The following is a 12,726-nucleotide window of genomic DNA, read 5'->3' as shown; positions in this document are numbered from 1 at the left end:
AGTTTAGAAAGTATTGAAATTTATTGTCTTATGAAAGTAAGTCCGTATTCAGACGACGATAGACCTTAGTCAAATGATAAAGCTGACCTTCTACAATCGGGTTAAGCTCTTCAGCCGTCATCCGCCATGCCCAGTTACCACCAATTGTAGAAGGCAGGTTCATGCGGGCAGAGCCATCTAGCTCTAGCAAATCTTGCATCGTTGCGATAGCCATGTAGCTAACGGAAGCAAAGATTGTACGAAGCATTGCATGTGGCACCGTTTCGTATTCTTTGCGGTTAGTGTACTGAGCCATGTATTCACGGGTTGGATCATCGATCTCATCCTTATACCAGCCCAACACAGTATTATTGTCGTGAGTACCAGTGTACATCACAGAATTATGTGGCGCCAAGTGTGGACTATCGATGCTTTCATCATCTGGATTGAAAGCGAATTGCAGAATCTTCATACCTGGGAAGCCAGTTCGTTCACGCAATTCAATGACTTCATCCGTCATGAAGCCAAGGTCCTCTGCAATGATGTTCAAATCACCTAAAGCTTCTTTCACTGCGGCAAACAACTTATAACCTGGACCTTTGACCCAGTGACCAGTAGCTGCTGTGTCAGACTCAGCTGGCACTTCCCAATAAGACTCAAAGCCACGGAAGTGGTCGATCCGAACAATGTCGTAAATCTTAAAGCTTTCGCGCAGGCGCTCAATCCACCAAGCATAGCCATCTTGATCCATGGCATCCCAATTATAAATTGGGTTACCCCACAATTGGCCAGTCTCTGAAAATTCATCTGGTGGGCAGCCAGCAACCTTGACTGGGCGACCTTGCTTATCTGTCTTGAAGAAGTGAGGCTGAGCCCAGACATCTGCACTGTCAGCAGCTACATAGATTGGCATGTCTCCAACGATTTCGATGTGATGGTCATTGGCATATTTCTTGAGTTCTAGCCATTGTTTAAAGAAGAGATATTGAGTTACACGATGGTACTCCAGCTTGTCTGCCAATTTCTCACGATAGCTAGCCAAGCTTTCTGGTTGGCGACGACGAATTGCTTCATCTGGCCATTCTGTCCAAGCTTTCAGATCAAAATGCTCTTTAACAGCCATGTATTCCGCAAAAAGCTCCAACCAAGCTGCATTTTCCGCAACAAAGTGACGGAATTTGTCAAGATCGCCAACTTTAAGGAAACGAGCAACCGCTTTTTCCAAAAGAGGACGACGTGCTTCAAATACTTTTGCATAATCCACAGCTTTTGGATCATCACCAAAATCAACACCTTTTAGATCTTCTTCTGCCAACAGGCCTTCGTCAATCAAGAAATCCAAATCAATAAAGTGAGTATTCCCTGCAAAGGCTGAGAAAGACTGGTAAGGAGAGTCCCCGTAACTAGTCGTTCCCAAAGGCAAGATTTGCCAATAACGTTGCTTCGTTCTAACTAAGAAATCCACAAAATCATAAGCAGACTGACCAAAAGAACCAATCCCGTACTTGCCTGGCAAAGAGGAAATGTGCATCAATACACCACTTTGTCTCGCTTTCATATGTAACACCTCAAAAATTTTTTCATGCTTGTTTCCTACTTTATTTAGCGAAAACGTTTGCGTTGCTTGAATTATAACCTATTTTTTTTTCAAGTGCAAGCTTTTTAAAAAACTTTTTTTATTTATTATACCATAGATTTCCATTTTCTTTCCTTATATATCATCTAAATTAACACTCTTTCCTTAAAAATTTTTTAAAATTTTCTTAAAAACGCTTGCAAGCGTTTACCTTTTGTGCTAAAATTATTTTAAGTTCAAGAAAACGTTTGCGCTATGCAAGCGTGTTCTTAGATGGTATTATATTTTTTATTCTTTAGGAGGAATAATCATGAAAAACAAAATGTTGAAGAGCGTTGCTGTTCTCGGTACTGTTGCTTTAGCAGGTTTTATTTTGACAGCCTGCGGTAGCAAATCTTCTAAAAAAGAAACTGCTGCAAGCAACGAATTGACTGCTTATGTAGACCCAGGCTACAAGAGCTACATGGAAGAAGCTGCCAAAGCTTACGAAAAAGAAACCGGAACAAAGGTCACTATCAAAACTGGTGATGCTCTTACAGGTCTTGATAACCTTTCACTTGACAACCAATCTGGTAAATCTCCAGATGTCATGATGGCACCATACGACCGCGTAGGAAGCCTAGGTGCTGACGGACAACTTTCAGAAGTTGAGTTAGGTAAAGATGCAAAAGCTGACGATACTACTAAATCTTTGGTATCAATCGACGGTACTACTTACGGTGCTCCTGCTGTTATCGAGACCTTAGTAATGTACTATAACAAAGACCTGATCCAAAAAGCTCCTACAACATTTGCTGAACTTGAAGAATTGGCTAAAGATAGCAAGTACGCTTTTGAAGGAGAAGACGGTAAAACAACTGCTTTCCTTGCTGACTGGACAAACTTCTACTATGCTTACGGTCTCCTTTCTGGAAACGGCGCTTATGTCTTCGGTAAAGACGGTACAGATCCTAAAGATGTAGGTTTGGCTAACGAAGGTGCTATCAAAGGAATTGAGTACGCTAAAACTTGGTATGCAAAATGGCCTAAAGGTATGCAAGATACAGAAGGTGCTCCTAACTTGATCCAAACTCAATTCCAAGGTGGAAAAACTGCAGCAATCATCGACGGTCCTTGGAAAGCTGCATCTCTTAAAGAAGCTAAAGTAAACTACGGTGTAGCAACTATCCCAACACTTCCAAACGGCAAAGAATACAAAGCCTTTGGTGGTGGTAAAGCTTGGGTCATCCCTGCTGGTTCTAAGAACGTTGACGGCGCACAAAAATTCGTTAACTTCCTTGCATCAACTGCACAACAAAAAGCTCTTTACGATGCAACAAACGAAGTTCCTGCTAACACAGAAGCACGTGAATACGCTGTAAGCAAGAAAGATGAATTGACAGATGCGGTTGTTAAACAGTTCAAATCTGCAGAACCAATGCCAAACATCTCTGAAATGAGTACTGTTTGGGATCCAGCTAAGAACATGCTCTTCGATGCTGTAAGCGGCAAGAAAGATGCTAAAACTTCAGCTGAAGATGCTGTTAAATTGATCAAAGAAACTATCGATCAAAAATTCGGCAACAAATAAGCAAGTTTAAATAAAGGGGTGGGAATTTTCCCTACCCCTTGTTTGATAGAATGAGGATTTATTCTATCTTCTAATAAGAAAAACTCAGATTAGGACTTGTACTTACTGCAATTCCTCAATCTTTCTCGTATCTAAGGAGACTACAATGACAAAAAAAGATCCCAAACAAGCCATGTTGCGCTCCCTCATTCCAGGGTTGGGGCAAATCTATAATGATCAAAAAGCCAAAGGATACATCTTTCTTGGGGTTACAGTTGCATTTTTAGCTTATTTCGCAGCTATTGCCCTACCAGAAATTGAAAATCTCATCACTCTTGGTGAAGTCCGTGGGGACAACTCACTCTTCATGCTGATCCGTGGTGCCTTCCACCTCATCCTTGTAGCTTTTTTCCTGATTTTCTATGGATTTAACTTGAAGGATGCTCGGACGGTTGCTAAACAGTGGAACAATGATTATCCTGTTCACACTACCTTGAAGGAAATGTTTGATGGAATCTATGAAAATGGCTTCCCTTACTTACTCATCATCCCTTCTTATCTGGCAATGACCTTTGCTATCATTTTCCCCGTATTGGTAACGCTCTTGATCGCCTTTACCAACTATGATTTCAAACACTTGCCACCAAATAAACTCTTGGATTGGGTTGGCTTTACCAACTTTGCCAATATTTGGCAATTGAGTACCTTCCGTGCGGCCTTTGGTTCTGTCTTGACTTGGACTATCATCTGGGCACTAGCAGCCTCTACTTTGCAAATCGTAATCGGTATTTTCACTGCTATTATTGCCAACCAACCATTCATCAAAGGAAAACGCATCTTCGGTGTTATCTTCCTGCTTCCTTGGGCAGTTCCAGCCTTTATCACTATCCTGACTTTCTCAAATATGTTCAACGATAGTATCGGTGCCATCAACACTCAAGTCATCCCGCTTCTCAGCAAGGTTCTTCCCTTCCTAGATGGACAGCTGATTCCGTGGAAGACTGATCCGACTTGGACTAAGATTGCTCTGATTATGATGCAAGGTTGGCTTGGATTCCCTTATATCTATGTCCTGACCTTAGGTATCTTGCAGTCTATTCCAAATGACCTTTACGAAGCTGCCTACATCGACGGAGCCAATGCTTGGCAGAAATTCCGCAGCATCACTTTCCCAATGATCTTGGCAGTTGCGGCACCAACTTTGATCAGTCAATACACCTTTAACTTTAATAACTTCTCAATCATCTACCTCTTCAATGCAGGTGGTCCTGGTAGTGTCGGTGGAGGAGCCGGCTCAACTGATATCCTGATCTCTTGGATTTATCGTTTGACCACAGGTACAGCACCGCAATATTCAATGGCGGCGGCCGTTACCCTCATCATCTCCATCATCGTCATCTCTATCTCTATGATTGCCTTCAAGAAACTACACGCATTTGATATGGAGGATGTATAAGATGAATAGTTCTGTTAAATTTAAACGTTTTATCAACCACAGTTTGACCTATCTCTACCTTGTAGTGCTTTCTATTATCATTCTCTACCCACTCTTGATCACGATCATGTCTGCTTTCAAGACGGGGAATGTCGTGGCCTTCAAGCTAGACACAGACATCAACTTCAGTCTGGAAAACTTCTCTCGTCTCTTCTCAGAGACTCTATATGGTACTTGGTACTTTAACACCATTATCATTGCCGTCTTGACAATGATTGTCCAAACCAGTATAGTGGTACTTGCAGGTTATGCATACAGCCGTTACAATTTCATCGCAAGAAAGCAAAGTTTGGTTTTCTTCTTGATTATCCAAATGGTGCCAACTATTGCAGCTCTGACCGCCTTCTTCGTTATGGCGCTGATGCTCAATGCCCTCAACCAAAGCTGGTTCCTCATCTTCCTTTATGTGGGTGGTGGTATTCCAATGAATGCTTGGTTGATGAAAGGATACTTCGATACCGTTCCTATGTCTCTAGATGAGTCAGCTAAATTAGACGGTGCTGGTCATTTCAGACGTTTCTGGCAGATTGTCCTGCCCCTCGTTCGTCCAATGATTGCTGTGCAAGCTCTCTGGGCCTTCATGGGACCTTTCGGAGACTATATCCTCTCCAGCTTCCTTCTTCGTGAAAAAGAATTTTATACGGTTGCAGTTGGTCTTCGTACCTTCGTCAGCGATGTCAAGAATCAAAAAATTGCCTTCTTTGCTGCCGGTGCGATTCTCACTGCCCTTCCAATCTGTATTCTCTTCTTCTTCCTGCAAAAGAATTTTGTATCTGGTTTAACAAGTGGTGGAGACAAGGGATAATCTTGTCCCACCCTGTTTTTGATTTAAAGACAATTATAGTTATATGGCAGCCAATAAGTTCTTTATTGGCCACCACCTGATTATAATTTTAGAAAGAGGCAGCTATGTTACCTTATCCTTTTAATTATTTTTCGAGCTTGATTGGTTTTAGAAAAACTTTCGCCAATCGTCGGATGCTTAGCTGGTTCCAGCTCATCTTTACCAGCATCTTTTTGATTTCTCTGTCTTTGATTCCCGTGGCCGTTCAAACAGCATCTTTGACGAGCTATGCTCTGGATACTTTTGTTGATAAGGCATTTGACACTCTGGATGAAGACGTGATGATTGACTTTGACCATCATGCCCAGATAAAAGACCATATACTGACCACTGAAAATCCTGAAGGCATTCATCACAATGCCGCTGGGACTGTCATTATCGGCCATCATGAGGAGCTCAAATTAGGCAAGGAGTTGACGCTTTACTTCAACAAAGAAAATCTCAAAATCACTAAAGAAGGAAAAGAACTGGCCAATATCCGCTACCAAGCCATTGACCAGAAGGCTCTGAAAAGTAAAGAAGCCCTTACCAAAGCTATTTCTAAAGACTGGTTCCAACAAAACCGCTTGGTGATCAGCCTCTTTCTAGTCCTCTCCGCAGGCTTCCTCTTTAGCATCAACTTTGCCTTTCTAGCACTCGGTGCTTCCTTCCTGCTCTATCTGACCAAGAAATCACGGTTATTTTCTTTTAAAACCTTTAAAGAATGCTATCATTTTATCCTCAACTGCCTAGGATTACCAACGATTATCGGCCTTATCTGCGGCTTATTTGGGCAAAGCCTGCCTACGATTATCACCGTTCAAAATATCTTGTTTGTTCTTTATTTGGTGATTATTTTCTACAAAACACATTTTCGTGATGAGGATTTCAGAAATTAGGAGGTTATTATGCGCGTTACGATTAAAGAAGTAGCGAAACTAGCGGGTGTGTCTCCCTCAACTGTGACACGCGTCGTACAAAACAAGTCAACTATCAGCGATGAAACTAAAAAACGGGTTCGTGCTGCCATGAAAGAGCTGGACTATCATCCAAATCTCAACGCCAGAAGTCTGGTCAGCCAATCAACCCAAGTCATCGGTCTAGTTCTACCCGATGATTCGGATCTTTTTTACCAAAACCCATTCTTCCCAACTGTCTTGCGGGGGATTTCGCGCATCGCATCTGAACATGACTATGCCATTCAGATTAGCACCGGACAGGACGAAGAGCGTCGTTTAGAAAATATTAAACAAATGATTTTCGGAAAACGCGTCGATGGTTTGATTTTTCTCTATTCTAAGCCAAACGATCCGCTGGTTGACTTTGCGATTAAAAACCAGTTTCCTTTCTTGATTTTAGGGAAAGCAGTGTCACCATTTGTTTCTTTGGTCGATAATGATAATATCAAGGCTGGCTACGATGCAACCAAATATTTCCTAGATCAAGGTTATAAAAAAATCGCCTTTCTGGCTGGGAATAAAGAGCTTGTCGTATCCCAAGACCGCTTTACCGGCTACAAACAAGCCTTGGAAGAGGCAGGCATCCCTCTCGATGAAAACATCGTCAAATTTTCTTTCGGTTTCCTCTTGGAAGATAGCAGTTATAAGATTATGGAAAAGATGCCTATTCAGGAAATTGAAGCCTTTGTGACATCGGATAGTATGGTTGCCGAAGGGGCTCTCCACTATCTCAAAGACATTGACTACCGCTTCCCGATTATCACTTTTGACTCTATCAAGCCACGCATCGACGTAGATGCCTATATTAATATCAACACCCTCGAGTTGGGGAGGGAATCTTTCCGTACCTTGCTCCAAATCATTAAAGATAATAAGGATGACAAGCATACTTGCTATCGCCAAGTCATCCCACACAGTATTCTTACTCGTTAGTTAAGGAGAAATTTCATGGTTTATCGTATTTTCCAAGCCTACTTAGATGATGAAAATAGCATCACTATCGAATTGGAAAAGTCCTTTAATGCTTATTCTATCCATTTCACTCTAGAGGACAAACATAGCTCTAGTCCTTTGACCATCAAAAAAATTGAGAATCAAGAACATCAGATTGTCTACACCCTTTCAGTCAATGACCCGATTGATTTGACTGAATCCTACACAGTCTATGATCAGGATCGCAACCACACCATTCTCCAGTATCGTCACATTGTCCAAAAGCCAATTTTTGATGAATTATTTAGCTACCAAGAAAGAGATTTGGGAGCTAGCTATAGCCCTCAGGCAACAGATTTCAAACTTTGGGCGCCTATTTCGGAAAAAGTCTTGCTGCATCTGGAAGATCAGGTCATCTCCCTCCAAAGGCAAGATAGGGGCGTCTGGCATACGCAGGTCCTTGGAGACTTAGAAGGCAAGGCCTACTACTATATCCATAAGGTGAACGGAAAATGGGTAGAAGTACATGACCCCTACGCCCTCTCTTCAGATGCCAACTCTGGTCATAGTTATGTCATTGATCGCAAAAAGATTAGCAAACCTATTCATCGGGCTGCCAGCCAAGTAAAACCAACAGAAGCCGTTATCTATGAAATGAGCGTGCGTGATTTCTCCATGCAAAAGGAAGCTGGTTTTTCACAACCTGGTAAATTTGCTTCTCTGTCCGAATCTCCAACCGTACACGGCCAGACCTTTGGTCTAAAATACTTGCAGGATTTAGGCATTACACACGTTCAGCTTATGCCAGTCTATGACTTTGGTAGCGTTGACGAAAAACACCCCGAGCTCGTTTATAATTGGGGCTATGATCCCGTCCAGTATAATGTTCCTGAAGGCAGCTTCTCAAGCGACCCACACGATCCCTATAGCCGTATCTTTGAACTACAAGACGCGATTGCAGCTTATCACAAGGCTAATATGAGCGTCATCATGGATGTTGTCTACAATCACGTCTATGAGGCAGATGCCTATGCTTTTGAAAAGATTGTCCCAGGCTACTTCTATCGTCTCGATGAGCAAGGCCTACGGACAAATGGTACCTTCTGCGGAAATGATGTAGCTAGTGAAAAAGCTATGGTGCGCCATTATATCCAACAATCCGTCCAGCAATGGGTTAGCCTCTACGGCTTTGATGGTTTTCGCTTTGACCTGATGGGCATTCTCGATATAACCACCATGAAGCAAATCGCTCAGGAACTAAAAGCCATTCATCCCAACATCTACCTTTACGGAGAAGGTTGGCAGATGCCTACTGGTCTTGATAGTGACCTTCTAGCTCATCAGTTCAACGCTGAACAACTACCTGAATATGGATTCTTCAGCGATCATTTCCGTGATACGATCAAGCAAACCATCGTCCAAGGTAGCAGACTGGACAAAGAGCATGCGACCAGCTGGCTAGAAAATGTCCTGACAGCCAATGTCGGCTTGACAGGAGAGCAACATTTCCTAGCGCCTCATCAGGCGATCAACTATGTAGAATGCCATGACAACGCAACGGTGTTTGATTATTTTGATATTCAAAATCCAAATATCAGCCTCCGTCAACGCCTAGCTAACTCTCGTCTAGCACTGCATATCGTTCTCTTAGCGCAAGGAGTTCCTTTCCTCCACAGCGGGCAGGAATTTTATCGGACCAAGAATCTGATTGACAACACCTATAACCTGCCTGATGATGTCAACAAGCTAGACTGGCTGCGCTCACTTCACTACACTGAAGACATTGAATTTTTAAAGCAACTCATTGCCTTTAGAAAGGCTCACCCGCTTTTGACTCTGACAACTAGCTCTGCTATTCAAAAAGCTTGTCAGGTCAAATGGCTCAGCCCTAGCCTCCTTGAATATAAGATTCAAAAAGACAAACAAGCGCTGACCATTTTGATTAACTTTGGTACTGAAGCAGTAACTTATGAAAATAAAATGAAGCAAAGTATTCACCTTCAGTATCCGCACATTAACGCTAAAAAACCAATCGCCCCGCTAGCAGACTCTTATACGGTTCCTGCTAAGCAAGTCTTGGTTTTGAAATAAAGCAATAACTAAAAAAAAGAACAGGTTCATTTTGGATGGGAAAACATCCAGCTGAACTTGTTCTTTTTTTTATGTATAAATGTATGCACTGAGTTTGAGTAAGATTCACTAGCAATGTCGATAATCGAGACTACTCTTCTACAAATCTTCCTAAAATATGTACATTGTCAGATACGGAGACAAAGGCTGTCGGATCTGTCTGCTTCATGATGTACTTAAATTCACCAAATTCAGCACGCGTAATGACTGTAATCAGCACCGCCTTTTGCTCGTGATTGTAAGTTCCCTCCGCTCCATTGATAATGGTTGCACCGCGGTGGAGTTTGTGGTGAATCTTGTTAATCACCTCTTCAGGATGACTGGTGATAATCATGGCCTGCATCCGCTTTTGCTTGGTAAAGACAGCGTCCGTTACACGGCTCGATACAAAGATGGTAATCATCGAGTAGAGAGCGTATTCCCAACCGAAGGTCAGACCAGCAATCAGCATAATAATACCATTTACAATCAGGGAGATACTGCCTACATTACGGCCTGTTTTCTTGCGAATGGTCAAGCTAACAATATCTGTCCCTCCACTTGAAATGCTTGACTTGAGGGCAAAGCCGATCCCTGTCCCCATGACAACTCCCCCAAACAAGGCATTGATAATAGGATTGGTCGTCAATGTCACTTCTGGCACAAAATGGATAAAAAGCGAGCTCATCGAAACAGTGATAAAAGTAAAAACAGTAAACTTATGCCCGATTTGGTACCAAGCCAAAATCATCAGTGGAATATTGATCGCATAAAAAGTAATGGAAACTGGAATGGTAAAGCCGATAAAACGACCACTCAAAGCCGAGACAATCTGCGCCAAGCCCGTTGCACCACTTGAGTAGACATGGCCCGGCTGAAAGAAGAAATTGACCGCTACTGCTGAGAGAAATCCATATACCAGAGAGGCCGAAAATTTCTCATCATATTTTTCACGCGAAATACTTTTCAGAACTTCTAGCAACTTGACATGATAGGCAAAGCGATGAAGATAATAGCGAAAAAGTTTCCGCAAACTAGTCTTTTTCATGTGATTCTACTTGTAAACTTAATTCCTCTAATTGTGCAGGAGCAACCAAGCTTGGTGCTTGCGTCATTGGGTCAGAAGCCTTGTTATTCTTAGGAAAAGCAATGACTTCACGGATATTTTCTTCACCAGCCAAAAGCATGACGAAGCGATCCAGACCCAAAGCCAGACCTCCATGTGGTGGGAAACCATAATCCATGGCTTCTAGAAGGAAGCCGAACTGGTCTTGCGCTTCTTCAGCTGAGAAGCCTAAAGCCTTAAACATCCGTTCCTGCAGATCTTTTTGGTTGATCCGTAGGCTACCACCACCTAGTTCATAGCCATTGAGTACGATATCATAGGCAACTGCACGAACCTTGCTCAAGTCTCCTTCCAGCTCCTGCTCAGAATCCTTTTGAGGCAGAGTGAATGGATGGTGAGCACTCATATAGCGGCCTTCTTCTTCAGACCACTCAAACATTGGCCAATCTACCACCCACAAGTAGTTAAACTTAGCAGGGTCAATCAAACCTAATTCCTTACCTAGGCGAACACGAAGAGCCCCCAAAGCTGCGTTGGCAACATCCAATGTATCTGCTACAAAGAGAACCAAGTCGTTTTCTTCTAATTGTAAAGCAGTTGTCAACTCACTTGACAGGTCTGTCAAGAACTTGGCAACAGGACCAGTCAGCTCTCCACCAGCAAATTTGATCCAAGCAAGTCCCTTAGCTCCGTGCTGCTTAGCTTGCTCTGTCAGCTTATCAATGTCTTTACGCGAGTATTTGTCAGCAGCATTTTTCACTACAATCGCCTTGACAGCTGGTGCCTCAGAAAAGACCTTAAAGTCAACACCCTTGACAAGCTCTGTCAAGTCCTGCAATAACATGTCAAAGCGAGTATCTGGCTTGTCGCTACCATAGAGAGCCATAGCATCGTCATATTTCATCCGTGGGAAAGGCAAGGTCACTTCAATACCCTTGGTTTCCTTCATGACACGGGCAATCAAACCTTCTGTGATGTCTTGGATTTCTTTCTCAGATAGGAAAGAAGTTTCCAAGTCCACCTGTGTAAACTCTGGTTGACGGTCTCCACGCAAGTCCTCGTCTCGGAAACACTTGACAATCTGGTAATAACGGTCAAAGCCAGCATTCATCAAAAGCTGCTTGGTAATCTGTGGGCTTTGAGGCAGGGCATAAAAATGACCTTGGTTGACCCGGCTCGGCACCAAATAATCACGCGCCCCTTCAGGCGTTGACTTGGTCAAAAATGGTGTCTCCACATCGATAAACTCCAGCTCATCCAAATAATTGCGGATGGAATGGGTCACTTTGGCACGTAACTTGAGATTTTCTAGCATTTCTGGGCGACGCAGATCCAGATAACGGTAACGCAAGCGCGTATCATCATTGGCTTCGATCCCATCCTTAATCTCAAAAGGAGTGGTTTTAGCAGTATTCAGTACTGTCAGACTGTCCACGTGAAGCTCTACACTTCCTGTGGCCAGCTTATCATTGGCCTGCTCACGCGCGGCTACCTTACCAGTCACCTCAATGACAAACTCGCTGCGCAGGCTCTCAGCTGTCTTCATGACCTCATCTGAAACACTCTCAGGGTTAATAACTAGCTGCATAATACCTTCGCGGTCACGCAAATCAATAAAAATCAAGCCTCCCAAATCGCGACGGCGGGCAACCCAACCTTTCAAAGTAATTTCCTGACCGACATGCTCACTACGAACACGTCCCGCATACATTGAACGTTTCATCTTTACTCTCCAAAATTTTAATTCTGTTACTATTTTACCACAAAGAGCCTAGGAAAGCCCCCCTACCTGTCCTTTTTCTGAAAAAAATTAAAAACCTTCATTTACATTGCCCACTTTTATAAAAAAGCCTGGAGGCAATATCCCCAGACCTGCTAATTTATATAGATTATTCCTTTTTCTTCCCATCCTCATAAAGACTGGGAGCCAACGTTTTTGTCACCATGGCTGTCAAGAAGCGAAAGGCCCCAGCTGCCAGACCAAAAATCGGCGCCAAAGCACGGAAGAAAAAATCCCCTCGGATAAAATAACAGAGCAGACCCGTTATCACAAATAAGGCCACTCCCTGAACCACAACCACTAATAATATTTTCTTCATCATTCCCTCGACTTTCTATAGACTATTATAGCATAGACGAGATACAAACGATACTTATATCAACAATTTCTTCGATCGTAGTCCCCTATCTTTCACCAAGCCATAAAATCCAACATACACTTCCTCTTCATAGAGTCA

General features: G+C 42.8%; 10 protein-coding genes. 6 read left to right on the top strand and 4 right to left on the bottom strand.

Going from position 1 to position 12,726, the window contains the following annotated elements; genetic code table 11:
- Positions 1-28: 28 nt before the first annotated feature.
- The gene (gene malQ, locus D8791_RS00555) at positions 29-1,546 is read right to left on the bottom strand and encodes a 4-alpha-glucanotransferase (protein WP_260470224.1); all 1,518 of its coding nucleotides are present in this window, start codon (positions 1,544-1,546) and stop codon (positions 29-31) included.
- Positions 1,547-1,865: 319 nt separating this feature from the next.
- Between malQ and D8791_RS00550 the strand changes: the two genes are divergently transcribed.
- From D8791_RS00550 to pulA, 6 genes are all read left to right on the top strand, one after another.
- Entirely contained in the window at positions 1,866-3,125 is a 1,260-nt protein-coding gene (locus D8791_RS00550) for an extracellular solute-binding protein (RefSeq protein WP_005591470.1), read from the top strand.
- A gap of 145 nt (positions 3,126-3,270) precedes the next feature.
- Complete coding sequence (locus tag D8791_RS00545) at positions 3,271-4,560, top strand: carbohydrate ABC transporter permease (RefSeq protein ID WP_125445909.1); 1,290 nt, start codon at positions 3,271-3,273, stop codon at positions 4,558-4,560.
- A 1-nt stretch (position 4,561) separates the two neighbouring features.
- Positions 4,562-5,404, top strand: coding sequence for a sugar ABC transporter permease (locus tag D8791_RS00540; protein WP_005592080.1), 843 nt, complete (start codon positions 4,562-4,564; stop codon positions 5,402-5,404).
- Positions 5,405-5,508: 104 nt separating this feature from the next.
- Positions 5,509-6,321, top strand: coding sequence for a DUF1189 family protein (locus D8791_RS00535; protein ID WP_125445908.1), 813 nt, complete (start codon positions 5,509-5,511; stop codon positions 6,319-6,321).
- Positions 6,322-6,330: 9 nt separating this feature from the next.
- Positions 6,331-7,314: a LacI family DNA-binding transcriptional regulator gene (locus D8791_RS00530; RefSeq protein ID WP_125445907.1), complete on the top strand. Its 984-nt coding sequence runs from the start codon at positions 6,331-6,333 to the stop codon at positions 7,312-7,314.
- Positions 7,315-7,329: 15 nt separating this feature from the next.
- On the top strand, positions 7,330-9,405 hold the full coding sequence (gene pulA / locus D8791_RS00525; RefSeq protein ID WP_125445906.1) for a type I pullulanase: 2,076 nt from the start codon (positions 7,330-7,332) through the stop codon (positions 9,403-9,405).
- A 130-nt stretch (positions 9,406-9,535) separates the two neighbouring features.
- Here pulA and D8791_RS00520 read toward each other — a convergent pair whose 3' ends face one another.
- The 3 genes from D8791_RS00520 to D8791_RS00510 form a co-directional block, all read right to left on the bottom strand.
- A complete protein-coding gene (locus D8791_RS00520; RefSeq protein ID WP_125370803.1) occupies positions 9,536-10,471 on the bottom strand; it encodes a YitT family protein in 936 nt (311 codons plus the stop codon).
- A complete protein-coding gene (gene aspS, locus D8791_RS00515; RefSeq protein ID WP_125445905.1) occupies positions 10,458-12,212 on the bottom strand; it encodes an aspartate--tRNA ligase in 1,755 nt (584 codons plus the stop codon). The genes D8791_RS00520 and aspS overlap by 14 nt, the downstream gene beginning before the upstream one ends.
- 166 nt (positions 12,213-12,378) lie before the next feature.
- A complete protein-coding gene (locus D8791_RS00510) occupies positions 12,379-12,591 on the bottom strand; it encodes a hypothetical protein (protein WP_125445904.1) in 213 nt (70 codons plus the stop codon).
- Positions 12,592-12,726: the final 135 nt, after the last annotated feature.

The sequence above is a fragment of the Streptococcus cristatus genome, from assembly GCF_003943515.1.
GTDB classification, from domain to species: Bacteria; Bacillota; Bacilli; order Lactobacillales; family Streptococcaceae; genus Streptococcus; species Streptococcus cristatus_D.
Note: the sequence above shows the minus strand (reverse complement) of the source record. Positions and strands in the feature narration are given on the sequence as shown.